This is a genomic window from Sphaerotilus sp. (assembly GCF_034519685.1).
Lineage (GTDB): Bacteria > Pseudomonadota > Gammaproteobacteria > Burkholderiales > Burkholderiaceae_C > Sphaerotilus.
Genome location: NZ_JAXHOF010000006.1, coordinates 1,890,455 through 1,914,283, shown reverse-complemented (window position 1 = coordinate 1,914,283; position 23,829 = coordinate 1,890,455). Strand labels below are relative to the sequence as shown.

The window sequence follows — 23,829 nt, the reverse complement described above, 5'->3', positions numbered from 1 at the left end:
GAAGCCACCCGCCAGCCCGCCAGCGCACAATCACGCGATGCGCACCGCCCCCACCCCCACCTTCTCGGCCCACGACCAGGTCGCCATGGCCCAGGCGCTGACCTGGGCCGAACAGGCCATCGGGCTGACCGACCCGAACCCGCGGGTCGGCTGCGTCATCAGCGACGGCCAAGGGCGCGTGCTCGGCGCCGGCCACACGCAGCAGGCCGGCGGCCCGCACGCCGAAGTCATGGCGATCCGCGCCGCACTGGCCGACGGACATGACCTGCGCGGCGCGACCGTGCACGTCACGCTGGAGCCCTGTGCCCACCACGGCCGCACACCGCCCTGCGCCGACGCGCTGGTGGCCGCTGGCGTGGGCCGGGTGGTGGCCGCCGTGCTGGACCCGAATCCGCTGGTCGCCGGTCAGGGACTGGCGCGGCTGCAGGCCGCCGGCATCGCCGTTGCCCACGGGCTGATGGCGGATGCCGCCCGTGAGCTGAACATCGGCTTCTTCTCGCGCATGCTGCGCGGGCGGCCCTGGGTCCGGCTGAAGGTGGCTGCCAGCCTGGACGGTCGCACCGCCCTGCCGGACGGCACCAGCCAGTGGATCACCGGCCCGCAGGCCCGCGCCGACGGCCATGCCTGGCGCCGACGGGCCGGTGCGGTGCTGACGGGCATCGGCACCGTGCGCGAGGACAACCCGCGGCTGGATGTGCGGCTGGTGCCGACGGCGCGGCAACCGCTGCGCATCGTGCTCGATGCCCGGCTGGACACGCCCCCGACCGCCCGGCTGCTGGAGGCGCCTGGCGAGGTCGTGCTGGTCTGCGCCGCCTCCGCGCTGCACAACCCGCGGGCGTCCGCGCTGGCCCGCGCCAACGTCACCCTGGAGCCCGTGGCCACCGACCCGAACGGCTGGATCGACCTGCCCGCGGTGCTCGACGCGCTCGGGCGGCGCGGCGTGAACGAGCTGCACATCGAGGCCGGCCAGCACCTCAACGGCAGTTTCGTGCGCGCCGGGCTGGTCGACGAGTACCTGGTCTATCTGGCGCCCCGGCTGCTGGGCGCCGGACGTGACATGGCCGCCTTCGGGCCGCTGGCGCAGATCGCCGACGCCGCACCCCTGGTCTTCACCGACATCACCCGCGTCGGCGCCGATGTGCGACTGATGGCACGGTCTGCAACGGCATTCGGCTCGCCAGCCTGAGCCGCCTACAATCGCGGGATGCCGATTTCACCCATTCCCGAGCTGGTCGCCGAGCTGGCGGCCGGACGCATGATCATCCTGGTCGACGAAGAAGACCGGGAAAACGAAGGCGATCTGGTCTTTGCCTCCGATCTGGTCACCCCCGAAGCGATCAACTTCATGGCCCGGTACGGCCGCGGACTGATCTGTCTGACCCTCACCCGCGAGCGTTGCGAGTACCTGCAGCTGCCCCCCATGGCTGCACGCAATGGCACCAAGCACAGCACCGCGTTCACCGTCTCGATCGAGGCGGCCACCGGCGTGACCACCGGCATCTCCGCTGCGGACCGTGCCCGCACCGTGCAGGTGGCGGTCGCGCGGGACTCCGTGGCGCGTGATCTGGTGCAGCCGGGCCATATCTTCCCGCTGCAGGCGCAGGACGGCGGCGTGCTCATGCGCGCTGGCCACACCGAAGCCGGCTGCGACCTGGCCCGCATGGCCGGCCTGTCGCCGTCCGCCGTGATCTGCGAGATCATGAAGGACGACGGCACGATGGCGCGCCTGCCCGACCTGCAGGAATTCGCCCGCGAGCACAACCTCAAGATCGGCACCATCGCCGACCTCATCACCTACCGCAGCGGCAACGAGTCGCTGATCGAGTGCCTGCACCAGGACCGGCTGACGACGCCCTGGGGCGCCTTCGACAGCCGCGTCTACCGCGACCGCACCGGCCAGGTCCACCTTGCCCTGAGCGCGGGCAGCTGGGCGGACGAGGACGAGGTGCTGGTGCGCGTGCACGAGCCGCTGTCGGTGATGGACCTGCTGGACATCGGCCGGGCGCGCCATTCCTGGTCGCTGCCACAGGCGCTGACCACATTGCAGGAGTCCGGCCGCGGTGTGGCCGTGCTGCTCAATGTGGCGCAGGACGCGCAGGCCCTGCTCGGCGTGGCCCTGCCGCCCACTGGCGAGCCGCCCCGCACCTCGATGGACCTGCGCACCTACGGCGTCGGCGCCCAGATCCTGCGTGACCTCGGCATCCGCCGCATGAAGCTGCTGAGCAACCAGCGCCGCATGCCCAGCATGGTCGGCTACGGCCTCGAAGTCACCGGGTTCATGCCCGTGGCCGCTGCCGCGGCCGTGGCGCCCTGATCCTCCACAAGCCAAGGAACACACCATGCAAGGCGCAGACAAGGGCACGGCCCCCCGCCTCGACGGCAGCGACCTCCGGGTGGCGATCGTCCAGGCCCGCTTCAACGCCGCCATCACCGACGCCCTGGCCGAGCACTGCACGAACGAGCTGGTGCTGCTGGGCGTCGAACGCAAGCACATCCGCCATGTCCGCGTGCCGGGCGCGCTCGAAGTCGCGCTCGCGCTGCAGGCGCTGGCCGAATCGGACGAACACGACGCCCTGATCGCGCTGGGCTGCATCATCCGCGGCGAGACCTACCACTTCGAGCTGGTCGCCAACGAGAGCGGCTCGGCCGTGACGCGGGTATCGCTGGACCAGAGCGTCCCAATCGCCAACGCCATCCTCACGGTCGAGAACGAAGCCCAGGCCTGGGCCCGCACCGAAGAAAAAGGCCGCGACGCAGCCCGTGTCGCGGTCGAGATGGCCAATCTCCTGGAAGACCTGACTTGAACCCGAACCCGAAATCCCGCCCAGGCGCTTCCAGTCCGTCCAGCGCTGCCGGTCCGGCTGCGCCCCGCCCCAAGTCCGCACGCCGCCGCTCCCGCGAGCTGGCGCTGCAAGGGCTGTATGAGTGGCAGATCAGCCGCGCCGAGTTCAGCGTCGTGCGTTCGCACATGCGCGAGCAGGAGGACTTCGGCAAGTGCGACAACGCGCGCTTCGACGCCCTGCTGCAGGGCTGCATCGAGCAGGCCCCGGCGCTCGACAGCCTGCTGGCCCCCCACCTCGACCGCCCGATCGCCGAGCTGTCGCCGATCGAGCACGGCGTGCTGCTGATCGGCCTGTACGAGCTGCAGCACTGTCTGGACGTGCCCTACCGCGTCGCCATCAACGAAGCCGTCGAGCTGGCCAAGGCCTTCGGCGGCACGGATGGCCACAAGTACGTCAACGGTGTGCTCGACAAGGCAGCGGTCGACCTGCGTCCCGCCGAAGTCGCCGCCCAGCGCCTCGCGCGCTCGGCGCCCCGGGCCGAATGAACGGGCCAGCCGCACCGACCGGGCCGGATCCGCTGCGGCTGGCGCAGCGCGTGGCCGGCATCGAGCCGTTCTGGGTGATGGAGTGCGCCAAGGCGGCCGACGCCATCGCCCGCACCGCCGCCTGCGACCCGGCGCAGGGTGGCGAGCGGATGGTCTACCTGAACATCGGCGAGCCGGACGAGACCGCCGCCCCGGCCGTGGTCGCGGCAGCCAAGGCCTGCCTGGACGCCGGCCGCACGCAGTACACCCACGCCGTCGGCCTGCCCGCGCTGCGGCGGGCGCTGTCGGGCTGGTACGCCAGCCGCTGGGGTGTCGAGGTCGACCCGCGGCGCATCGTGGTGACCGCGGGCGCATCCGCGGCGCTGCAATTGCTGTGCACCGCGCTGGTCGAGCCGGGCGACGAGATCCTGATGCCCGACCCGTGCTACCCCTGCAACCGCCATTTCGTGACCGCCTCGGGCGGCACGGCCCGGCTGCTGCCCACCACACCGGCCCAGCGCTTCCAGTTAGACGCCGCCTCCGTGGCCGAGGCCTGGGGACCGGCCACACGCGGCGTGATGCTGGCCTCCCCGTCCAACCCGACCGGCACCTCGGTGCCGGCCGAGACACTGGCCGGCATCGTCGAGGTCGTGCGGGCGCGTGGTGGCATCACCATCGTCGACGAGATCTACCTCGGCCTCAGTTTCGACGCCGATGCCCGCACCGCGCTGGCCCTCGGCGACGATGTGCTCGTGGTCAACAGCTTCTCGAAATACTTCGGCATGACCGGCTGGCGGCTGGGGTGGCTGGTGCTGCCGGAGGCCCTGGTGGCACCGGTCGAGAAGCTCGCCCAGAACCTCTACATCTGTGCGTCCACCATCGCGCAGCAGGCCGCGCTGGCCTGCTTCACGCCCGAGACGCAGGCGCTCTGCGAGGAACGCCGCGCCACGCTGAAGGCGCGCCGCGATTTCATCGTGCCCGCGCTGGAAGCACTCGGCCTGCACGTGCCGGTGCAGCCGGATGGCGCCTTCTACGTCTGGTTCGATGTCACCGCCCATGCACCGGACAGCTGGCAGTTCTGCTTCGACATGATGGAGCGCGCCCACATCGCGCTGACCCCGGGCCGCGACTTCGGCCATGCCGAGACCGGCCGGTACGCACGCCTGTCCTTCGCCAGTTCGATGGACGATCTGCAGGAGGCCGTGCAGCGCCTGCAGCGCGTGCTGGGACGCTGACCATGGCCGGGCCAGCCCAGCCTCAACGCCGATGCCGATGTCGCTGCCCATGACCGACCTGCAGCCCGTGTCGCAACGCCCTCCCTCCGAAGCGCCCCGGCCCGACTCCGGCGCCGACACAGGCACCCTCGGGCTGTGGTTGCCCACCAGTCCGGGTGACCTGCCCGACGGCAGCCACGAGACGCTGCCCCCGGACAGCCTGCCCTTCGAGCAACAGATCGACGAGGCACTCCAGATCCACGGCCCGGGCCGCACCTCCGCCACACCCGTCATCGACGGCCGCCGGCTGCAGGGCGACACCGGCGCAGCGGCCGACAGCGGAGAACTGGGCCGCTATGTGCTGGAGCGCCCGCTCGGCGCCGGGGGCCTCGGCACCGTCTGGTCGGCCTACGACACGGTGCTGGCCCGGCAGGTGGCCGTCAAGACGCTGCCGCTCACGGCACCCGCGCCCGAACGCGCACGCCTGACCGAGCGTGTGCTCGACGAAGCACGCGCCGCGGCGCGCCTCAGCCATGCCCACATCGTCACCGTGCACGACGCGGGCGTCAGCCCGGAAGGGGCCTACATCGCGATGGAGCTGCTGCGCGGCAAGGATCTCTCGCAGATGCTGCGCTCCGGCTGGCGCCCCACCGCCGAACAGGCCGCGCTGATCGTGCGTCGGGTCGCCGATGCCCTGAGCTATGCCCACGGCAAGGGCGTCGTCCACCGCGACATCAAGCCGGCCAACATCTTCATGGTCGGGCGGACGCGGCCGGTGGTGCTCGACTTCGGCATCGCCCAGTTGCTGCACGAGACCGATGCCGTGGGCGGACCGGCGATGGGCTCTCCGTTCTACGCGGCCCCCGAGCAGTTCGAAGGGCGTGAGTGCGGGCCGCGCACCGACGTGTATTCGCTGGGTGTCGTGCTCTACGAGCTGCTGACGGGGCACCGGCCCTACAGCGGCACCTCGCTGGCCGAGATCCGCGCTGCCGTGCGCGCGGCGCGGCCCCGCCCGCCACGTGAGCACGATCCGCGCATCCCCGCCGCCCTGGCCGCCATCGCGCTGCAGGCCATCAGCATCGACCCCGAGCAGCGCCAGCGCACCGCCGGCACGGTGGCCCGCGAGCTGCGCGCCTGGCTGGCCACCGTGCCGGCGGGCAGCGGACGGGATGGCGGCGCCGAGCCCGTCCACCATCTCCCGCCCCCGCAGCTGCTGAACGCCGGCACGGGCCCTCTGGAGGCCACGGTGCCCGCCCTGGCCACCACGCCCCGCGTCTCTCCCGCCGACACGCCCCAGGAGCGGCCGAGCTGGATGCTCAGCGCCCTGCTCGCCGGCGTGCTCGTGCTGCTGCTGCTCGTGGTGGCGATGCTGTGGACATCCACCTGATGCATGAAACCTCTCCACGCAGCTTGAACGTCGAGTTCAAGGTTCGAGACTACGAGTGCGACATGGGGCATGTCGTCAACCACGCGGTCTATCTCCACTACCTGGAACACGCCCGCCACGAGTTGCTTGGCAGCATGGGCATCCGGTTTGGCGACCTGGCCCAGCGCGGCATCTTCCTGGTGGTCACGCGCGTTGAGGCTGACTTCAAGGCCTCGCTCGTCAGCGGTGACACCTTCACCGTTCGCACCGAACTTCAGCGCCATGGGCGCCTGCGGCTGCAGTTCCACCAGCAGATTCAGCGCTCGCCTGACGGCAAGGTGATGCTGAGCGCCGTCGTCACCGGCACCGCTCTCAATGCGCGTGGACGTCCCGAGATCCCGGCTGAGCTGGATGGCCTTTTTGGGCCTTCCATTTCATGAACTGAACTGCCCCGGGTTGCGTGGAGCCCAGTGGCTTTGCGTCAGGTGGGCCTATTGAATGTCGCTCATGGCGTGGTGTCGGCGGTGGCGCTGCGTCGGCCTCGCTTGGCCTTGGGCGCGGCGTCGCGGCTGGCGGCCAGGCGCTTGAGCAACTCGGCCGCCGGTTCGTCGTTCGGATCCTGCGGCACCAGCTCGCCCCGGAACGCCTTGGCCAGCAGCGCGGGGGTCAGGCGGTCGGCGGCGGTCTGAGCGGTTTTCAGGCGAGCTTCGAGGCGGTCGGCGAAGGCGAACAGGGTTTCGACGCGGCGGATGATTTCGGTTTGCTCAGCAATGCCAGGCATGTTCAACGGGAACTCCTTAACCTTGGAGAGATTTAAGTTCGGTTGATTCCCACCTTCGGCCAAAACCCGCATTTCAAGATAGTTCGCTTGCAATGCCAACTTGACATATTTGACCAAGGCTTTCTTTGGATCAACAATAACCGCTGCACATGCTTGGTTAATCGTCGCAGGCATCCCGAGTTCACTCACCTGCCCGCGCGTTTTGCCCTCTCCATACATCGCGACAAGAAGCGTTCCAGCCGGATAGATTTTTAAGCGATGCGCTGTAATGGCTTGCTGAGTAACGTACTCATCGGACGAGAGGATCAACTCTTGGCTAGTTGCACCACTGGTAATCCACGGCACACCTGTGAGAGAAAAGTAATCCGGGTTGGATCGAAGTGGTGTTGAACCCGTCCCAACATGGGAAACTGACTCTACGTTGGTCGCTATCCAATCCACTCGGCCATTTTCATCTCTCCAATCCTCCGTCAACCGCCCCGAAGTCGCCGCCGCCAGCACCGATTGCCGGAAGCGCTTGAGCAAGGGCGCCACGCGGGCGAGGCGGTCGCGGCAGGCGTCCACGCGGGTGAGGACGGTGTCGAGTTTGTCGGCGATGCGGGTTTGTTCGGCGAGAGGCGCCAAAGGCGCAGGCCATGCTTTAACTACCGCCTGCGATATATTCGGCTGCGCGCCGCCTTGGCCGGCAAAAATAAAGGCTTCCTTTTGTGAGCCCAAATAGTGGTACAGGTACTCGCCAGTAACAATACCCTTGTAAGGAATTCCAACGGCACATGCTTGATTCGTGGCCGCGGGAATCCCAATAATACTCGTCTTGCCGATTGTTGCACCGTACATGGCCAGCGCAATACTTCCTGCAGGAAACAGTTTTGCGCTAGATTGAGCCAAAGCATCCTCGGTGATGTGCTCTTCCGTGCTCATTAAGACACGTGGCCCAAGTTCACCCGTCTTGATCCAAGGTATACCACCGCCAAAAAAGGCTGGATTGGATCGGCTTGGAGTTCCGCCAGAACCCCACAATGCAAGGTCGCCCAGCTTCGCGTGGGTCCAACCGATTGGAAGCGATTTCAATTTTCCACCTCTTCGCCGAGTTCCGCCAAGATCGCTTCGAGTTCTTCCAGCGCGCCGTTCAGCTCATCCATCGCCTCCCGCGCCAGCACGGCCGGCTCCGGCAGGTCGGCGGCGTCCTCGGCGTTGTCGTCCTTCAGCCAACTGATGTCCAGGCTGTCGCCCCGCGCCCGCACCTCGTCGCGGCTGAACCGACGCCAGCGCCCCGCCTCGCCCTGATCCGTGCGCGGACTGCAGCCATTACAGTCCTCACCGAACACCGCTTCGAACTCGGCAAAGTGCGCCCGCGTCAGCGGCGTGCGCTTGCCGAACTTGGGCGCGTTCGCCCTCATGTCGTAGACCCAGACCTCGTCCGTGCTGCCCGTGGCCGCCTGCCCGATCTTGTGGAAGAACAGCACGTTGGTCTTCACGCCCTGCGCGTAGAAGATCCCCGTCGGCAGCCGCAGGATCGTGTGCAGCCGGCACTTGTCCATCAGGTCGCGCCGAATCTCCGCCCCCACCCCCGCCTCGAAGAGCACGTTGTCCGGCAGCACCACCGCCGCCCGCCCGTCGTCCTTCAGGTGCCGCACGATGTGCTGCACGAACGCCAACTGCTTGTTGCTGGTCTGGTAGGTCAGGTCATCGCGCGTCGGCCCGCCACCGCCCTTGGCCGTGCCGAACGGCGGGTTGCTCAGCATGATGTCGCTCTTCGGCAAACCCGCTCCCGCACTGCCCAGCGTGTTGCCCAGGTGAACCACCCCGGCGTCATCACCCTCCATGCCGTGCAGCAGGCAGTTCATCAACGCCAGCCGCCGCGTGCCCGACACCAGCTCCATGCCGAGGAAGGCCCGGTTGCGCTGGAACGCCCGCTCGCGCTCGTTCAGGTCGTAGTAGTCGTCGGTGTGCTCGCGCATGTAGCGGTCGGCCGCGATCAGGAACCCGGCCGTGCCCGCCGCCGGATCCTGGATCGTCTCGCCCGGCTGCGGCTGCATCAGGTGGACGATGCTGTCGATCAGCGGCCGGGGGGTGAAATACTGGCCCGCCCCGCTCTTGGTCTCGCTGGCGTTCTTCTCCAGCAGCCCTTCATACAGATCACCCAGCCCGTCCTTGGCCGCGCTGAACCAGTCGATGCCCTCCAAGCTCTTGATGAGCTGCTCCAGGTGCCGCGCCTCCTTCAGCCGGGTCTGCGCGTCGGCGTAGATCGCGGCGATCAGCGGGTCGGTGCTCTGGCTCAACTGCAGCAGCGCGCTGCGGTAGTGGTTCAGCAGGTTCAGCCCGCTCAGACCCAGCAGCGTCTTCCAGCGCGCGAACTCCGGCAGCTTGTGCGCCTGCAGCACGCCGTTGTCCGCGTTCTCCTGCTCCATCTTGATGAACAGCAGCAGCACCAGCTCGGTCACGTAGTCGCTGTAGTTGATGCCGTCGTCGCGCAGCACGTCGCAGAGGTTCCAGAGTTTCTGGACGATGTCGTTCTGGGTCATGGGTGGAGTGAAAAGACGGCCCGGGACGCGGCAAACCGCACCCAGGCTCAGGATGAAGAACCGCTGTCTGGTCTCAGGCGCAGCGAGCAGGCCAATGGAACGTCACACGCCCAGCGGCAACTGCCGTGCGTCGAAGCCCGTGGACTGCAACTCGCGCCGGAAGTGGCTCATGGCCAGCGGGAATGCCTGTGCGACCAGAAGATACTGGTGCGGCTCCTGGTCCAGCAAAGGTGCCACCACCGTCTCGGCGAGGCCCGGCGGGTAGTGGAACTTGGCCGTGTACTCGCCCTTGAAAGAAGCGGTCTGGCTGGCGGCTTGCTGACTGTGCGCCTGCGCGCCGAGGGTGATCTTGACGATGGCTTGCAGCGGCCCGCTGGAATCCGCGGGAACAGCCAGGCCGACCTGGATCTCCTGCTGGAGTTCCAGCGACCAGGGTGATCCGCTGTCTTCCACCCGGTTGTCGGACTGGAAAGCCTCCACACGGAACGTGATCAGCCTGGGACGCCATTCGGCTACTTGCATGACTGCACTCCTGCTGCCGTGAAGGTTCTGAACTCCCTGGGGACGTAGTGAGGAGAAGGATCCTCTTGCCGGCGGTTGATGGAAATCACCGTGGCCGACCGTGTCACATGGCGGACCGGGCGCGTCAGCACCAGTTCGTCGGTCATGCCCTTCTCTTCCGCCAGCGCCCGAAAGGCTTCCGGGCTGCGGCGCACCAGACGCAGCAGCGTGTCCATGGATTCGGACTGGACGACGTCATCGTTCTCGTACTTGCTGAACGCCACCGGACCGCCACCAAAGAGGCGCGCAGCCAGTGCTTGCGTCAGGTGGTACTGATCGCGCAGGGCGGCGACCTCGGCGCCCGTCAGCAGACCATCCACCTGTTTGCGCCAGGCCATCAGGGCACGCTTGTTCAGCTTGGCCTGAGCCGCGCCTGCAAAGTCGGAGCCGCAGTGGTCGCACAGCAGGAAATGCTGGGGCAGCAGCGTCTGGTGGCCCTTGTAGTCGGTCTCGACTTGCTCGACCTGTTGGGTCACATGGCCTTCGCCACACAGCGGGCAGAGTTCTTGTGTATCCATCAGGACACCTCCTCAAACATGGCAGGACACCATCAGCACCAGCCGACCTGTCTTGCCAATGGCGAATTTCACAAAGTACGACACCGTCATGGACCTGCCGGTCGCCGGTATCGTTTCCTGGCGACGGATCCGATAGGCATCGCACGCCGCCAGCGCCCCTTGGCCGTTCTCGCACCACTCGGAGTCGATGTAGTCGGCCGTGGTCAGCGCCTGAATCAGTTCGGCCACCTGCACCAGATCGCTCTCGAACAGGTTGAGCACATCCTTCCGGCATTTGGCGGTCCACAGGAGGATCTGGTCTTCGTTTGCCGCCAGGGCCTTGACGCGGGCCAGGTCATACAGCGGCCCATCTGTATCCACCTTCATCCGGCCGGGCTGATCGGGTGGAGTGGAACTGTACTCCGAAAGAACATTTCTTATTACCATGATGGTAACTTACCCCGAGTAGACGCTGACCATGCCACCGCAAAAGCTGGACATTGTCACGCTGCGTTCTGCCAGAGCGCCTCTGCCAAGGTGGCGAGCACCGGTGTCAGCGCACCGCCAAGCTGGCGGTCCAGCCCACGCTGCCCGCCCTGCTCGGCAAAGGCGCGGTTGACGAAGGCCGCGTCGATCACGACCTCGTGCGTGAGCTGCTTGGCCAGCCGCTCCAGCCACCGGCGCTGCACCGGTGTCCAGGTGCGCAGGCCGTAGACCCGCTGCATGGCCTGTGCGACCCGCTGCTCGAAAGGCAGCAGCGCCTCCCCCAGCGCGGCCTGCCGGATGTAGCCGACGATGCTGGCGGCAATCTCGACCTGGCTGCGGTGGCGCCACGCCGACTTCAGTTGCGCCTCGCTGTAGCCATTGGCGTCCAGCAGCAGCCGCACCTCGCGCAGTTGCTCGCGGGTCAAATCCTTCGGCCGGTTGACCACCACCGCCAGCGCCACCGACTGGTTGACCTGCTCGCGCACGAAGCGGCTGAAGCTGTCCAGATAGTCCTCCGGCTTGGCGTAGGCGCCCCAGCTCTGCTCCCGCGCGACCAGCTCGTCGGCGTGGCTGGACAGGATGGGACCGAAGGCCGAGCCCATCAGCACACGCACCTCGGTGAGCTGGTTCAGCAGACCGGCGTGCTGGCCCAGGAACTCGGCCGCGGGCTGTGGCCCGAGGCTGTGCAGATGCTGGTGCAGCTTCTCCGGTGGCACACCCCATTGCTGCTCCAGCGCATCCAGCCGGGCCTTGAGCTTGGCGCCCTTCTCGGTCGGCTGCTCGGCCTGGTGGCGGGCGGTGCGCAGCACGCGCATGAGCTTCTGGCCGAGCTGGTCGAGCACGTCATGCGCATGGCTGCGCTCAGGCTGGCTGCCGGGCAGCGCCAGGCTGGCCGGGTTGCGCAGCTCATCGACCAGTTGCGCCAGCGTGACGTTCGGATCCTTCACCAGCGGCTGCATGGTGTTGACCGGGTCCAGCGCGGCATAGAGATCGACCGGGTCGTAGATGCGGAACACGGTCTTGCCGATGTCGTCACAGCGCCGCGTGGCCCGGCCGATCATCTGCTCGTACAGGATGCGGCTCTTCACCCGCCGCATGAACACCAGGTGGCAGATGGCCGGCACGTCGATGCCGGTGGTCAGCAGGTCGACGGTGATGGCGATGCTGGGCAGCGCGTCGTTCTTGTAGCGGCGGATGAGCTGCTCGACCTTGTCACTGGCACCCGTGATCTTGCGCACCGCCGCCTCGTTGTAGTCGTCCTGATAGACCGCCCGGAACGCCTCGTCGAGCAACCGCTTGACCATGTCGGCGTGCGCATCGGTGGCGCAGAAAATCAGCGCCTTCTCGGCGCTGAAGGGCATCCCTTTCAAGGTGATCGCCCGGAAGCCTTGAGAAGTCGAGCGGTGGAGAAATGAGATCGGGCAGTTCGGCCATCGACCCAACCCTTGGAGGCGGCCACCTTGGGCCCGCGCTTGGCCGTGGCGAGCTTCTTGGCCGGCAGGTGCATGGCCAGCTCCAGCAGGCGCCGCGCCAGGCGTTCGGGCGAAGGCTCGGCCCGATCGGACCAGCACTGGGCCGGCACCGCCACGAGCAGGCCCTCGAAGCCCTGCTTGACGTGCTGCGCCAGATGGAAGGTGGAGACCTCCAGCTCGGGCAGGGCGGGCCGGTGCGCCTGCTCGATCACCGCCTGCAGCAGCGCCAGGACGTTGTAGGCCAGCACCGCCACGGTGAACCCGAGCAGCGCCGCGCGCGGGTGCCCCAGGGTCTTGATCTCGCTGTCGAGCACCGACTCCAGCCGCCCGAACAGGCCCTCGATGCGCCAGCGCTTGCGGTACAGCGCAGCGATCGTGGTCGCCTCCACCGTCGCGGGCAGATTGCTCCACAGCCTCAGTGTCGTGCGGCCCGACTCGGTGGGCTCGTCCAGCTCGATCTCGATGCAGCGCCACGGCGTGCAGGGCTGTGCCTGCCCGCGCACGGCCCGCAGCGTGATGGCGCACTCCCGCACACAGCCCGTGTCCATGCGCACCGCCTCGCTCCACGCCCCGCGTTCGCCCACCCTCGGGTGGCGCCCATGCTCACGCACGATGAAGCTCGCCGCCGCGTCCTGCCAGCCCTGCAGCAGTGCGCGCGTGCAGAAGTGGCTGTCGGCCACCCACAGATCCCCGGGCTCGGCCCCCGCCACCAGCGGCATCACCCCCACCCGCTCGCTCTCGTACGCGTCTTCGCACGCCACCAGATCCCGCACCAGCGCCTCGTCCGGGTCGTACACCACCAGCGCGTGCCCCGGCAGCGCCGCGCCACGCCGACCACGCAACACCCCCAGCCTCTTCTCGCTGCGCCCCAGGTGGTTGCCGTCCACCACCCTCAGCCTCCACCCCGGCAAACTCCTCGGCCTGTCCAGGCTGCCCATCACCGGCCCCAGCCGCTGCGCGCTGCCCTGCACCAGCGCCCTGAGCAACTCCGGCCTCGTCCCGCTGACCTTCCCGTACAGCGCCGCCAGCGACACCGGCAAACTTCGGCTCTGCATGGCCGCCGCGTGCAGCGACGGCCTCAGCCCCAGCGTCACCAGTGTCATCAACTCCACCACCGTCGAGAACATCAGCGTCCTGGCGTACTGCTGCCCGCGGTGCGCCTCGAACACCTCGTCGATCCACTGCGCCGGCAGCGCCTCCTCCAGAACCATGCGCGCCATCACGCTCGCCGGCGTCTGCTGCTCGAACCGCTCAATCACCGCTTCCCAGATCTCAGTCTCCTGTTGGCCTTTCCTTCCTGCAGCTTACCGACTCTGGGGGGACTCACCTTGAAAGGGATGGCGCTGAAGGGGTCGATCTCCTGGGCGAGTTGTTCGCAGATGACGCGGTTGAAGTGTTCGTTGATGACATTGCGGTTGAAGCTCTCGATCTGGAAGTCGAGTTCATCGTCGAGTTCGGCGGCCTCGATCTCGCCCGTGTCCAGGTGCAGCACCTCGACCTGCTCGCCCTTGTCGAAGTGGATGCCCTTCTGGCTCAGCAGGGTCTGGTAGCGGATCGGCGGCTCGTGGTCGATCAGCCAGTCTTCGGCCACGGCCTCGCGGTAGGAGTAGGTGAAGATCGGCTTGCCGAAGATCTCGGTGGTGTGGCGCGCCGGGGTGGCGGTCAGGCCGATGCGCACGGCGTCGAAGTAGTCGAGCACGCGCCGGTAGCTCGACAGGTACTGGGCGTGGTCGCGCAGGGCCAGCTCACCCTCGGTCATCTCCTGGTCAAGCGTGTAGCCGCGGTGGGCCTCGTCCACGATCAGGCAGTCGTAGGTGTCCACCGGGGGCGGGTTGTCGCTGCCGAACAGCCGCTTGACCATCGCCTGCACGGTGGCAACCTGGACACGGGTTTCCGCCTCGGCGGCCATGTCGCCCAGTTCGGCGATGTTGTAGATCTTGCTGAGCGGCTGATTCGATTCCAGCGGGGCTTCGTTGAAGGCGTCCTGGGCCTGCTGCCCCAGCGCCGTGCGGTCCACGAGGAAGAGGATGCGCTTGAAGCGCTCGGCCTTGAGCAGCCGGTAGACCAGCCCGATGATCGTGCGCGTCTTGCCGGTGCCGGTGGCCATCGCCAGCAGGCAGTTGCGGCGGTGGTCGGCCAGCGCCGCTTCGACGGCGCCGATGGCGCGCACCTGGTAGTCGCGCAGTTGCAGGTAGCCGTAGGGTTCGGCCTGCAGGCGCGCTTCCGCCGCCTCCCGGCTGCGCTGCAGCAGATCGAGCAGCCCTTGAGGCGAATGGAAACCGGGGAGCGAGCGGGCCGTGTTCGACGGCGCACGCACGTCGCGGAACCAGGTGCCGCTGACCTCGGCCAACTGCTTGACCTGGGGCCGGCCGTTGCTCGAATAGACGAAGGGGATGTGGAAGTGCGCGCCCTGACCGTCCGGCCAAGGCTCGGTGCGGCCTTCCTGCTGCCAGGCAGTCGGCAGATGGGCCTCGGGCGTGTGGCTGCGGGCGTAGCGTTCGGCCTGCCCGATCTTGCCGGCGACCTGGATGTTCTGGCGCTTGGCCTCGACCACGGCGATCGGCGTCAGGCCGGCAAACAGGAGGTAGTCGGCCGATTGCCGGCCTCCCATGGGCCATTCCGCAATCGCCTTGTACCGGCCGCGCTCGGGTCGGGCGCCGCTGGCGTGGGTGAGTCGGGTGGTGTCGGCGTCCCAGCCAGCTTCGATCAACTGCAGGTCAATGACGAGCCGGGTGGTGGCCTCGTCCATCTGCAGATGGGTGGCGGCTTCGGCGGCACGGCGGGAATAGCCGGCCAGGGTCTCGCTGCCGACGGACTGGGTGGTGCGCTGCGCCTGGGCGTTCAGGCGGGACTCGAACTCCGCTTGCAGGGCGGCATAGCGCTGGTTCTCTGCTTCGGCCAGCGCCAAGCGCTGCTGCAGCGTGGCCAGCTTCTGGCTCGGGTCGTCCGGCAGTCGGAAGGGGCCGGGCTGGAACGACGGATTCGAGCCGAAGGTGCGGTGGAACCAGACCGCCAGCTCCCGCGCCACACGCAGGGCTTCCAGTCCTTCGCGGTAGCCGATGCCGTGCTGCACCTCGTGTGCGGCGGCGTTGCCGGTGCGGCGCAGCAGGTGGAAGAGCTGGCGCACCTGGGCGTCCATGCCCAGCCGCGCATCCACGGCGCGCAGCAGTTCGGCCTGGGTCGGCTGCACGAGGGCCACGCCGACACGGGCGGCGATGTCACGGGTGATGGCCTCAGCCAGCAGGCGCAGCTTGAGCACGCAACTCGACGGGTCGAACGGGTAGAGCCGCTCGGCCGTGGCGCCGAGATCGGCCAGCAGCGTCGAGTGCTCGACCAGGAATGCGAAGTTGCTCGGACCCGTCATGTGTTCCCCCTCCCTCTCTATGGGATCAGCCTCCGGCGCCACTGGTGTCGTGTGCTCGGAGGCGTCTTGGCAAAGTAGGCGACAATCGCGCCCGATGTGTGGACAGTGCTTCGCCCGCAAAAAGCGCCTATTTTCAAGACATTCTGGTGATGTCCATGGGTGTTTAACACGCCGGCCCACCAACGCGGGCAAGGCCAGCCTGACGCTCGACCAGCAAGCGCTGCGCGGCGACGAGGTGCTCGCCGAAGGCCGCATCCGCGTCGGCTGTGTGGACGCGCACACGCTGCGTCCGCGCCGCATTCCCCCCCACCTCCTCGACACGATCGGAACCCCATGAACCAGGACCTCGACATCCTGCAACTGATCCTCCACGCCAGCGTGGTGGTGCAACTCGTGATGGCCGTCCTGCTGGCGGTCTCGCTGGCCAGCTGGGCGGTGATCTTCAGCAAGATCGTCGGGCTGAAGAAGGTGCGCCAGGGCAACGACCAGTTCGAGCGCGACTTCTGGTCCGGCCGCCATGTCAACGACCTCTACCAGCAGAGCGAGCGCAACGCGCAGCACGCCGCCCCGATGGAGCGCATCTTCACCGCCGGCATGCGCGAGTTCCTGAAGCTGCGCGAACGCCGGGTGAGCGACGGCGGCGCGCTGCTGGACGCCGCCCGCCGCGCGATGCGCGCGAGCTGCCAGCGTGAGCTGGATGTCGTCGAGTCGAACCTGTCGTTTCTCGCCACCGTCGGCTCGGTATCGCCCTACGTCGGCCTGTTCGGCACGGTCTGGGGGATCATGCACGCCTTCACCGGGCTGGCGAACGTGCAGCAGGTGTCGCTGTCCACCGTGGCCCCGGGCATCGCCGAGGCGCTGGTGGCCACCGCGATCGGCCTGTTCGCCGCCATTCCGGCGGTGATCGCCTACAACCGCTTCGCGCGCGACATCGACCGCATCGCGATGCAGCAGGACAACTTCATGGAAGAGTTCTCCAACATCCTGGCCCGCAACGCCAACCAGTCGGTCGGCGCTGCCGCCTCTGCCCCGGTCTCCGCACCGGGCCGGCTCTGACATGCCGGCCGTGAGCAGCCGCGGCGGGGGCCGCCGCCGCACCATCAACGAGATCAACATGGTGCCGTTCATCGACGTGATGCTGGTGCTGCTGATCATCTTCATGGTGAGCGCGCCGCTGATGACGCCGGGCGTGATCGACCTGCCCACCGTCGGCAAGGCCCAGCGCCAGCCGGACCGCATCGTCGAGGTGCAGCTCGACGCGGGCGAGCTGCTGCGCATCAAGGTCGACGGCAAGGCGGACACCGAGGGCGAACGCATCGCCCTGCCGCAGCTCGCCCGGCGCATCAAGGCGCTGCAAGGCAGCGGAGCCGATGCGGCGCAGACGCCAGTCATCATTTCTGCGGACAAGGGCGTGCAGTACGAAGCCGTCGTGAAGGTCATGGACACGCTGCAGAAGGCGGGCATCGCACGGGTCGGTCTGGCTGTGCGCACCACCGGGGCCTGAGCGACGATGGCCCGACCGCCGATCCCGAACGACCCGGTGCGCAACCCGCCCTCGGCCGACAGCCTGCGACTGGGCACGACCGTGGCGGTGATCGTGCATGTGGGACTGATCGCGGCGCTGGCCTCTGGGGTGGCGTGGAAACGCGAGGAAATCGCCACGGTGACTGCGGAGCTGTGGTCAGCCGTGCCGCAGCAGGCCGCACCCGCCGCCCCGCCGCCAGCCCCCACGCCGCAGGCCCAGGCAGTGCCGGTCACGCCGCCTCCGGTGCCCGAGCCTCCTGCACCGGTCGTCAAACCGCCGCCTGCGCCGCCGCCCGCCCCCAAGGTGACCCAGCCCCCGCCCCCACCCGAGCCGAGCGAAGCCGACATCGCACGCGAAAAGGCGGACAAGCGCCGCCGCGAGGCCGAGGAGGCGGAACAGGCCAGGCGTGAAAAGGCCGAGAAAGCCGCCAAGGAACGCGAACAGGAAAAGGCCGCCCAGAAAGCAGCCCAGAAAGCAGCCGAGAAGGCCGCTCAGAAAGAGGCCGAGAAGCAGGCTGCGCTCCAGAAGGAAGCCGAGCGCAAGGCCGCTGCCGCCCAGAAAGCCAAGGAAGCCGCCCAGCAGGAGAAAGCCGCCAAGGCCCGCGAGGACAACCTCAAGCGCCTGCAGCAGCAGCTCGGCGAAGGCAGCGACGCCGCCGCGCCGCCCACACCCGCCCGCGCCACGACCGGCACCGGCAGCAGCAGCGGTGGCGGCACGGCCGCGCAGTCCTCCGGCCCGTCCGCCGGCTACGCCGGCCGCCTGCGCGCCTACCTCAAGCCCAAGCTGGTCTACACCGGCCGCAACATCGGCTCGACCCCGGCCGTGGTGCGCCTGCGGGTCGCTCCGGACGGCACCATCCTCTCGCGCGAACTCATCAAGTCCAGCGGCCAGGCCGATTGGGACCAGGCGGTGCTGGACGCCATCGACCGCGCAGGCGTCGTGCCGCGCGACATCGACAGCCGGGTTCCACCGGTGATCGACATTCCCTGGACCGCCTCCGAGCGCTGAACCGACGAGCCCCGACCGCCATGCACTATCCCGTGACCCACAACGAAGCCGCGTCCCGTTTCGAGACGACGGTGGACGGCCTGCTCTGCGTGGCTGCCTACCGCCGCAGCCCGGGCCTGGTGGACTTCCACCACACGGGCGTGCCCCGGGCGCTCGAAGGCCGGGGCATCGCGGCGGCGCTGGTGCAGGCCGCGCTCGAATGGGCCACCGCCGAGGGGCTGGCGGTGCGGCCGAGCTGTTCGTATGTGCGGGTGTACCTGCGCCGCCATCCTGAGCTGTCGGTGCGTCAGAGCGACTGACGCCCGGACACTCGACCCGCTCACGCCCGCAGGTCGATCACCTTCACCCGCACCTTGCGCTCCTTGTCGCCGCGCCGCACGCTCAGCTCCACCGTCGCGTCGATCCCCGCCCGCTCCAGCTCGCCGACAAATGTGGACAGCGTCTGCACCGGCTTGCCGTTGACGCCGACGATCACGTCGCCGAGATCGCCGTTCTGCGGGTTGTAGGGCACCAGCCCGGCCGAGGCGGCCGGCGATCCGCGCCCGACCGCACCGAGCACCACACCAGAAATCCCCGCCCGCGCCACCTGGTCCGGCGAGATCGGCGTGACGCCGATGCCTGGCAGCGGCGCGTGGCCCCGGTTGATGAGCGACGGCACGACCCGGTTCACCAGATCGACCGGGATCGCGAAGCCGATGCCCGACGAACTCCCGCTGGCCGAGCGGATCGCCGTGTTCACCCCGATCAGCCGCCCCGCGCTGTCGAGCAGCGGCCCGCCGGAATTGCCCGGGTTGATCGCGGCATCGGTCTGGATCACGCCCGCGACTTCGCGGAAATTCGCCGTCGGCAGCTCCCGGTCCAATGCGCTCACCAGCCCCTTGGTCAGCGTGCGCTGCAGGCCGAAGGGGTTGCCGATGGCGTAGACGGTCTGCCCGATGCGCAGATCCCGCGAGGTGCCCACCGGCACCGGCCGCAGGTTCTTCGGCACTGTCTTCAGCCGCAGCACCGCGAGGTCGTACTCGGCCGCACCGCCCACCGGCTCGGCCTCGATCGGCTTGCCGGCGTCCAGCCGCACGAAGACCTTGCGCGCACCCTTGACGACGTGGAAATTGGTCACCACATGCCCGCTGGCGTCCCAGACGAAGCCGGAGCCGGCGCCCTGGCTGACCTCCGCACCGCCGAAGGTGCCGCGCTGCACGGTCTCGGTGGTGATGTAGGCCACCGACGGCGCGGACTGCTCGAACAGGGTCACGACGGCCTGCTCTTCCGCTTGCAGCGCGCCACGCGCCGCCACCGGGCGGGGCGCCGCCGACGTGTCTTCCCGGCCGCATGCCGCCAGCGGCCAGACCAGCGCCAAGGCCATCACCGCACACATGCTGCGGGCCTGCGCGCGGCTGTGGTCGGGATCCTTGTTCACATTGATCGTCATGGTGCGTCCAATCCTGGGCAATTCAGGGTAATTCCATTGCATTCTGTCACCACTCCAAGAATCCCGGCCGTGACAGACGGACACCCGCACGGCGGGTATCCTCGGCCCATGTCCAAACCTGTCCGGGCCGCGCTGCCCCACCCCGCCTAATGCGCCGCGGCGTCCTGCAGGCGTCCCTTGCCTATGTGATCTGGGGACTGTTTCCGCTGTATTTCAGGCTGCTGCACGGCGTGGTCGCACTCGAAGTGCTGGCGCACCGGGTCGTGTGGTCGCTGGCCTTCCTGGTCGGGGTGCTGACGCTGCGGCGGCAGTGGGCCTGGCTCGGACCGGCGCTGCGCCAGCCGCGGGTGCTCGGGCTGTTCCTGGCCTCGTCGGCGCTGATCGGCACGAACTGGTACGTCTACATCTGGGCCGTCACCCAGGGCCGCGTGGTCGACGCCAGCCTGGGCTACTTCATCACGCCGCTGGTCAATGTGCTGACGGGCTGGCTGGTGCTCAAGGAGAGGCTGCGGCCGGTGCAGTGGGCGGCGGTGGCGACGGCGGCGGCCGGCGTGGCCTGGCTGACCTGGGCGCAGGGCACGCCGCCGTGGATCGCGCTGATCCTGGCCGCGAGCTTCTCCACCTACGGCCTGCTGCGCAAGACGGCCACACTCGGCGCGCTCGAAGGGCTGACGCTGGAGACACTGCTGCTCGGACCGCTGGCGCTCGCGGGCCTGGGCTGGGCGCTCACGCAAGGACAATCGGCTTTCCCGGGTGCGACACTTGACCAGCAGCTGCTGCTGATGGCGGCCGGGCCGCTGACCGCCGTGCCGCTGCTGCTGTTCGCGGGCGGGGCGCGGCGGATTCCGCTGAGCCTGCTGGGCATGCTGCAGTACATCGGGCCGACGATCCAGCTCGCGCTGGGTGTGTGGCTGTTCCATGAACCCTTTGCCGGTGCGCGGGCACAGGGCTTTGTCATCATCTGGGTCGCCTGCGCCCTCTTCAGCGCCGAACTCTGGTGGCGCAGCCGTCAAACCCCTTCGCCCTTGCCAACCCCATCACCACCGTGACCACCGTGACCCGCCCTCTGAATCGACACACCAACGCGGCCTTGCTGCGGGTGCGCTCGGCGCTGATCTCGCTGAAGGAAATGCTGATCACCGGCGGCCCGGTGCTGCTGCTGGCGGTCGGGCTGGTGTGGATGGCCTATGTGATGCTGGACCCGAACCCGCCGCGGCGCATGGTGCTGGCCACCGGCACGGCGCAGGGGGCGTATGCCGAGTTCGGGCAGCGTTACCGGCAGGCGCTCGAAAAGCACGGCATCGAGGTCGTGCTGAAGCCGACGCAGGGCTCGCTGGAGAACCTGCAGCTGCTCAAGCGCGGCGAGGTGGACGCCGCCTTCGTGCAGGGCGGCTCCGACGAGGTGCAGCTCGGCGACGAGGCGCCCGACGACACGCTGCTGAGCCTGGGCAGCCTGTTCCGCGAGCCGGTCTGGGTGTTCTACCGCGACGACACGGCCAAGGCCAGGCTCGGCCGCGAGACGCTCGACAGCCTGTCGCAGATGGCCGGCTGGCGGCTCAACGTCGGGCAGGACGGCAGCGGCGTGACCAACCTGATGCGCCGCCTGCTCGACGCCAACGGGCTCGACACTGCCTCGATGCCGCTGACCCGGCTGGCGACCACGCCGGCGGTGGTCGCGCTGCTGGCGGGCGAGATCGACGCGATGGCAATGGTCTCGGCGCCTGAATCGCCGATCGTGCGCATGCTGCTCATCACGCCCGGCATCCGCCTGCTCGACTTCGCGCAGGCCGAGGCCTATGCGCGCCGCGTCCCGCAGGTATCGCCAGTCGGGCTGCCGCGCGGGGTGGTCGATCTGGCGCAGGATCTGCCGGCGCAGGACGTGCGGCTGGTGGCGGCCACTGCGATGCTGGTCGTGCGCGACGACACGCACCCGGCGCTGCAGCAGTTGCTGGTGCAGGCCGCGCGCAAGGTCCACGGCGAGCCGAACTGGTTCCAGACCAAGGGCGAGTTCCCCAAAGGTGTCGGTGGCGACTACCCGCTCGCGCCGGAAGCCCAGCGCTTCTACGCCACCGGCGAGCCGACGCTGCAGCGCCATGTCAGCTTCTGGATGGCGAACCTGGTGGACCGGATGTGGGTGGTGCTGGTGTCGATCATCGCGGTGCTGATTCCGCTGTCACGGGTCGTGCCGCCGCTCTACAACTTCCGCATCCGCTCGCGCATCTTCCGCTGGTACGGCAGCCTGCGCGAGATCGAGCAGCACATCACCGACCGCACCCGCAGCCGCGACCTGCTCCACAGCGACCTGGACCGCATCGAGGAGCTGGTGGAGCGCCTGCCGGTGCCGCTGTCCTATGCGGACGAGCTGTACTCGCTGCGCAGCCACATCACGCTGGTGCGCCAGCGGCTCGATGGCCAGCCCGCCACCCCTCCGACCTGAACCCGCCCACGCCACCATGACGACCACGCCCGCGCCGACCTCCCCGGTTCCCGAACGCCTCGCCCTGCTGCGCGCCCGGCTGCAGCACCACGGACTCGCCGCCGTGCTGGTGCCGTCCGCCGACCCGCACCTCTCGGAATACCTGCCCGAGCGCTGGCAGGGCCGCGTGCGCTTCTCGGGCTTCACCGGCTCGATGGGCACGCTGGTGGTGACACCGACCCGCGCTGCGGTCTTCGCCGACAGCCGCTACTGGACACAGGCCGAGGCCGAACTCGCCGGCACCACGGTCGAGCTGGTGAAGATCCCGACGGGTGCTGCGACCCACCACCTCGACTGGATCGCGCAGACGCTGGCCCAGGGCGACGTGCTGGCGGTGGACGCCGCCGTGCTCGGTCTCGCAGCGGCCAAGCAACTGGGCGATGCGCTCGCCGCGCGGGGCATCGTGCTGCGCACAGATCTGGACGTGCTCGATGAAGCATGGCCGGAACGCCCGGACTTGCCCGCCGCACCGGTCTACGAGCACCTCGCCCCGCACGCCGCCGTCGCGCGCGCCGACAAGCTCGCCGCCGTGCGCGCCGGCATGGCCAAGGCCGGCGCGCAGCACCACCTCGTCTCCACCGTGGACGACATCGCCTGGCTCACCAACCTGCGCGGCGCGGACGTGGACTACAACCCTGTCTTCCTCGCCCACCTGCTGGTCGGCGAACAGTCGGCGACGCTCTTCGTCGGCGCCGGCAAGATCGACGCCGCACTGCAGGCGCGGCTGGCGGCAGACGGCATCGCGCTGGCCGACTACGCCGATGCCCGTCCGGCGCTGGCGCGGCTGCCGGACGGCGCCACGCTGCTGGTCGATCCGAAGCGGATCACGCTCGGGCTGCGGCAGGCGGTGCCGGCCGGCGTGCGCGTCGTCGAGGCGATCAACCCGAGCACACTCGCCAAGAGCCGCAAGACTGCCGCCGAGGCTGCGTTCGTGCGCGAGGCGATGGAGCTGGACGGCGCGGCGATGTGCGCGTTCTACGCCTGGTTCGAGTCGGCGTTGGGCCGCGAGGCGATCAGCGAGCTGACCATCGACGAGCGCCTGAGCGCCGAGCGGGCGCGCCAGCCGGGCTTCGTGTCGCTGAGCTTCCCGACGATCGCCGGCTTCAACGCCAACGGTGCGATGCCGCATTACCGCGCCACGCCAGAATCCTTCGCCTGGATCTCGACGCCGGACGGCCTCGTCGCCGAGGGGCTGCTGCTGATCGACTCGGGTGCGCAGTACCTGGGCGGCACCACCGACATCACCCGCGTCTGGCCGATCGGCACGCCGAGCGCGGCGCAGAAGGCCGACTACACCCGCGTGCTCAAGGGCACGATCAACCTGTCGCGCGCCCGCTTCCCGGCCGGCACGCTGTCACCGCACCTGGACACGCTGGCCCGCGCGCCGCTGTGGGAGGCGGGGCTGGACTTCGGCCACGGCACGGGACACGGCGTGGGCTATTTCCTGAACGTGCATGAAGGCCCGCAGAGCATCTCGCGCGCCGTGCCGGACGCCTCGATGGCGATGTGGCCGGGCATGATCACCTCGATCGAGCCGGGGCTGTACCGCGACGGCCGCTGGGGCATCCGCATCGAGAACCTGGGGCTGAACGTCTCGGTCGGCGAGCCCGACGAGTTCGGTGAGTACCTGGCGTTCGAGACGCTGACGCTGTGTCCGATCGACACGCGCTGCCTCGACTTCACCCTGCTCCGCGAGGACGAGCGGCGCTGGCTGAATGCCTACCACGCCGCGGTCTACCGGCGCCTGGCGCCGCGGGTGTCGGGGGCTGCGCTGCAGTGGCTGGTGGCGCGTACCGCGCCGATCTGAGCCGCGCAGGA

23 protein-coding genes are annotated in these 23,829 nt (G+C 68.8%); 14 read left to right on the top strand and 9 right to left on the bottom strand.

The genetic code is table 11. From position 1 onward, the window contains the following. Nucleotides 1-37: 37 nt before the first annotated feature. The 7 genes from ribD to U5O44_RS19625 are packed head-to-tail and all read left to right on the top strand — an operon-like array spanning nt 38 to nt 6,327. Nucleotides 38-1,186: a bifunctional diaminohydroxyphosphoribosylaminopyrimidine deaminase/5-amino-6-(5-phosphoribosylamino)uracil reductase RibD gene (gene ribD, locus U5O44_RS19655; RefSeq protein WP_322590082.1), complete on the top strand. Its 1,149-nt coding sequence runs from the start codon at nt 38-40 to the stop codon at nt 1,184-1,186. Between the two features lie 18 nt (nt 1,187-1,204). Continuing rightward, complete coding sequence (gene ribBA / locus U5O44_RS19650; protein WP_322590081.1) at nt 1,205-2,314, top strand: bifunctional 3,4-dihydroxy-2-butanone-4-phosphate synthase/GTP cyclohydrolase II; 1,110 nt, start codon at nt 1,205-1,207, stop codon at nt 2,312-2,314. Nucleotides 2,315-2,339: 25 nt separating this feature from the next. Next, on the top strand, nt 2,340-2,804 hold the full coding sequence (gene ribH / locus U5O44_RS19645) for a 6,7-dimethyl-8-ribityllumazine synthase (RefSeq protein ID WP_322590080.1): 465 nt from the start codon (nt 2,340-2,342) through the stop codon (nt 2,802-2,804). Further along, nucleotides 2,801-3,328 (top strand): transcription antitermination factor NusB, encoded by a 528-nt coding sequence (gene nusB, locus U5O44_RS19640; RefSeq protein ID WP_322590079.1) that lies wholly within the window; start codon nt 2,801-2,803, stop codon nt 3,326-3,328. Before ribH ends, nusB begins: the two co-directional genes overlap by 4 nt. Before the next feature lie 32 nt (nt 3,329-3,360). Then, nucleotides 3,361-4,542, top strand: coding sequence for a pyridoxal phosphate-dependent aminotransferase (locus tag U5O44_RS19635; protein WP_416222226.1), 1,182 nt, complete (start codon nt 3,361-3,363; stop codon nt 4,540-4,542). Between the two features lie 37 nt (nt 4,543-4,579). Beyond that, entirely contained in the window at nt 4,580-5,908 is a 1,329-nt protein-coding gene (locus U5O44_RS19630; protein ID WP_322590077.1) for a serine/threonine-protein kinase, read from the top strand. Next, entirely contained in the window at nt 5,893-6,327 is a 435-nt protein-coding gene (locus U5O44_RS19625; protein WP_322590076.1) for an acyl-CoA thioesterase, read from the top strand. The genes U5O44_RS19630 and U5O44_RS19625 overlap by 16 nt, the downstream gene beginning before the upstream one ends. A gap of 65 nt (nt 6,328-6,392) precedes the next feature. Here the strand turns inward: U5O44_RS19625 and U5O44_RS19620 are convergent, their stop codons facing one another. The 8 genes from U5O44_RS19620 to hsdR all read right to left on the bottom strand — a co-directional run bounded on the left by U5O44_RS19620 (nt 6,393) and on the right by hsdR (nt 15,573). Further along, nucleotides 6,393-7,739 carry a restriction endonuclease subunit S gene (locus U5O44_RS19620; protein ID WP_322590075.1) on the bottom strand — a complete coding sequence of 449 codons (1,347 nt, stop codon included), beginning with the start codon at nt 7,737-7,739 and terminating at the stop codon, nt 6,393-6,395. Then, nucleotides 7,736-9,193: a class I SAM-dependent DNA methyltransferase gene (locus tag U5O44_RS19615; protein WP_322590074.1), complete on the bottom strand. Its 1,458-nt coding sequence runs from the start codon at nt 9,191-9,193 to the stop codon at nt 7,736-7,738. Before U5O44_RS19615 ends, U5O44_RS19620 begins: the two co-directional genes overlap by 4 nt. 102 nt (nt 9,194-9,295) lie before the next feature. Then, entirely contained in the window at nt 9,296-9,715 is a 420-nt protein-coding gene (locus U5O44_RS19610; RefSeq protein WP_322590073.1) for a hypothetical protein, read from the bottom strand. Then, on the bottom strand, nt 9,706-10,272 hold the full coding sequence (locus U5O44_RS19605) for a type II toxin-antitoxin system MqsA family antitoxin (RefSeq protein ID WP_322590072.1): 567 nt from the start codon (nt 10,270-10,272) through the stop codon (nt 9,706-9,708). The genes U5O44_RS19610 and U5O44_RS19605 overlap by 10 nt, the downstream gene beginning before the upstream one ends. 12 nt (nt 10,273-10,284) lie before the next feature. After that, nucleotides 10,285-10,638 (bottom strand): hypothetical protein, encoded by a 354-nt coding sequence (locus U5O44_RS19600; RefSeq protein ID WP_322590071.1) that lies wholly within the window; start codon nt 10,636-10,638, stop codon nt 10,285-10,287. Nucleotides 10,639-10,754: 116 nt separating this feature from the next. Continuing rightward, the gene (locus U5O44_RS19595; RefSeq protein WP_322590536.1) at nt 10,755-12,098 is read right to left on the bottom strand and encodes a type I restriction-modification enzyme R subunit C-terminal domain-containing protein; all 1,344 of its coding nucleotides are present in this window, start codon (nt 12,096-12,098) and stop codon (nt 10,755-10,757) included. Nucleotides 12,099-12,103: 5 nt separating this feature from the next. After that, nucleotides 12,104-13,429, bottom strand: a complete 1,326-nt coding sequence (locus tag U5O44_RS19590) for an IS4 family transposase (protein ID WP_322588457.1) — start codon at nt 13,427-13,429, stop codon at nt 12,104-12,106. A gap of 35 nt (nt 13,430-13,464) precedes the next feature. After that, nucleotides 13,465-15,573 carry a type I restriction-modification system endonuclease gene (hsdR, locus tag U5O44_RS19585; protein ID WP_322590070.1) on the bottom strand — a complete coding sequence of 703 codons (2,109 nt, stop codon included), beginning with the start codon at nt 15,571-15,573 and terminating at the stop codon, nt 13,465-13,467. 333 nt (nt 15,574-15,906) lie between these two features. Here hsdR and tolQ point away from each other — a divergent pair, with 333 nt between their 5' ends. The 4 genes from tolQ to U5O44_RS19565 are packed head-to-tail and all read left to right on the top strand — an operon-like array spanning nt 15,907 to nt 18,405. Then, nucleotides 15,907-16,629: a protein TolQ gene (gene tolQ, locus U5O44_RS19580; RefSeq protein WP_322590069.1), complete on the top strand. Its 723-nt coding sequence runs from the start codon at nt 15,907-15,909 to the stop codon at nt 16,627-16,629. 1 nt (nt 16,630) lies between these two features. Then, nucleotides 16,631-17,077: an ExbD/TolR family protein gene (locus U5O44_RS19575; protein WP_322590068.1), complete on the top strand. Its 447-nt coding sequence runs from the start codon at nt 16,631-16,633 to the stop codon at nt 17,075-17,077. Between the two features lie 6 nt (nt 17,078-17,083). After that, nucleotides 17,084-18,106, top strand: a complete 1,023-nt coding sequence (gene tolA / locus U5O44_RS19570) for a cell envelope integrity protein TolA (protein WP_322590067.1) — start codon at nt 17,084-17,086, stop codon at nt 18,104-18,106. A 20-nt stretch (nt 18,107-18,126) separates the two neighbouring features. Continuing rightward, entirely contained in the window at nt 18,127-18,405 is a 279-nt protein-coding gene (locus tag U5O44_RS19565) for a GNAT family N-acetyltransferase (RefSeq protein WP_322590066.1), read from the top strand. A 20-nt stretch (nt 18,406-18,425) separates the two neighbouring features. On the opposite strand, the gene U5O44_RS19560 is transcribed toward U5O44_RS19565, so the two are convergent. Beyond that, nucleotides 18,426-19,535 (bottom strand): S1C family serine protease, encoded by a 1,110-nt coding sequence (locus U5O44_RS19560; RefSeq protein WP_322590065.1) that lies wholly within the window; start codon nt 19,533-19,535, stop codon nt 18,426-18,428. A gap of 149 nt (nt 19,536-19,684) precedes the next feature. Here U5O44_RS19560 and rarD point away from each other — a divergent pair, with 149 nt between their 5' ends. The 3 genes from rarD (at nt 19,685) to U5O44_RS19545 (ending at nt 23,818) form a co-directional block, all read left to right on the top strand. Next, on the top strand, nt 19,685-20,584 hold the full coding sequence (rarD, locus tag U5O44_RS19555) for an EamA family transporter RarD (RefSeq protein ID WP_322590064.1): 900 nt from the start codon (nt 19,685-19,687) through the stop codon (nt 20,582-20,584). A gap of 80 nt (nt 20,585-20,664) precedes the next feature. After that, the gene (locus U5O44_RS19550; protein WP_416222225.1) at nt 20,665-21,972 is read left to right on the top strand and encodes a TAXI family TRAP transporter solute-binding subunit; all 1,308 of its coding nucleotides are present in this window, start codon (nt 20,665-20,667) and stop codon (nt 21,970-21,972) included. Between the two features lie 16 nt (nt 21,973-21,988). Next, nucleotides 21,989-23,818, top strand: coding sequence for an aminopeptidase P family protein (locus U5O44_RS19545; RefSeq protein ID WP_322590062.1), 1,830 nt, complete (start codon nt 21,989-21,991; stop codon nt 23,816-23,818). Nucleotides 23,819-23,829 lie beyond the last annotated feature (11 nt).

What these genes read in the sequence shown, in the direction of transcription:
- U5O44_RS19630 (WP_322590077.1), top strand. Translation starts at nt 4,580, where the DNA reads ATGTCGCTGCCCATGACCGACCTGCAGCCCGTGTCGCAACGCCCTCCC.
- rarD (WP_322590064.1), top strand. Translation starts at nt 19,685, where the DNA reads ATGCGCCGCGGCGTCCTGCAGGCGTCCCTTGCCTATGTGATCTGGGGA.
- U5O44_RS19565 (WP_322590066.1), top strand. Translation starts at nt 18,127, where the DNA reads ATGCACTATCCCGTGACCCACAACGAAGCCGCGTCCCGTTTCGAGACG.
- U5O44_RS19550 (WP_416222225.1), top strand. Translation starts at nt 20,665, where the DNA reads ATGCTGATCACCGGCGGCCCGGTGCTGCTGCTGGCGGTCGGGCTGGTG.
- U5O44_RS19590 (WP_322588457.1), bottom strand. Translation starts at nt 13,429, where the DNA reads ATGGCGCGCATGGTTCTGGAGGAGGCGCTGCCGGCGCAGTGGATCGAC.
- U5O44_RS19545 (WP_322590062.1), top strand. Translation starts at nt 21,989, where the DNA reads ATGACGACCACGCCCGCGCCGACCTCCCCGGTTCCCGAACGCCTCGCC.
- tolA (WP_322590067.1), top strand. Translation starts at nt 17,084, where the DNA reads ATGGCCCGACCGCCGATCCCGAACGACCCGGTGCGCAACCCGCCCTCG.
- U5O44_RS19600 (WP_322590071.1), bottom strand. Translation starts at nt 10,638, where the DNA reads ATGAAGGTGGATACAGATGGGCCGCTGTATGACCTGGCCCGCGTCAAG.
- U5O44_RS19610 (WP_322590073.1), bottom strand. Translation starts at nt 9,715, where the DNA reads ATGCAAGTAGCCGAATGGCGTCCCAGGCTGATCACGTTCCGTGTGGAG.
- U5O44_RS19560 (WP_322590065.1), bottom strand. Translation starts at nt 19,535, where the DNA reads ATGACGATCAATGTGAACAAGGATCCCGACCACAGCCGCGCGCAGGCC.
- U5O44_RS19605 (WP_322590072.1), bottom strand. Translation starts at nt 10,272, where the DNA reads ATGGATACACAAGAACTCTGCCCGCTGTGTGGCGAAGGCCATGTGACC.
- U5O44_RS19575 (WP_322590068.1), top strand. Translation starts at nt 16,631, where the DNA reads ATGCCGGCCGTGAGCAGCCGCGGCGGGGGCCGCCGCCGCACCATCAAC.
- ribD (WP_322590082.1), top strand. Translation starts at nt 38, where the DNA reads ATGCGCACCGCCCCCACCCCCACCTTCTCGGCCCACGACCAGGTCGCC.
- ribBA (WP_322590081.1), top strand. Translation starts at nt 1,205, where the DNA reads ATGCCGATTTCACCCATTCCCGAGCTGGTCGCCGAGCTGGCGGCCGGA.
- U5O44_RS19615 (WP_322590074.1), bottom strand. Translation starts at nt 9,193, where the DNA reads ATGACCCAGAACGACATCGTCCAGAAACTCTGGAACCTCTGCGACGTG.
- U5O44_RS19595 (WP_322590536.1), bottom strand. Translation starts at nt 12,098, where the DNA reads ATGCCCTTCAGCGCCGAGAAGGCGCTGATTTTCTGCGCCACCGATGCG.
- hsdR (WP_322590070.1), bottom strand. Translation starts at nt 15,573, where the DNA reads ATGACGGGTCCGAGCAACTTCGCATTCCTGGTCGAGCACTCGACGCTG.
- tolQ (WP_322590069.1), top strand. Translation starts at nt 15,907, where the DNA reads ATGAACCAGGACCTCGACATCCTGCAACTGATCCTCCACGCCAGCGTG.
- ribH (WP_322590080.1), top strand. Translation starts at nt 2,340, where the DNA reads ATGCAAGGCGCAGACAAGGGCACGGCCCCCCGCCTCGACGGCAGCGAC.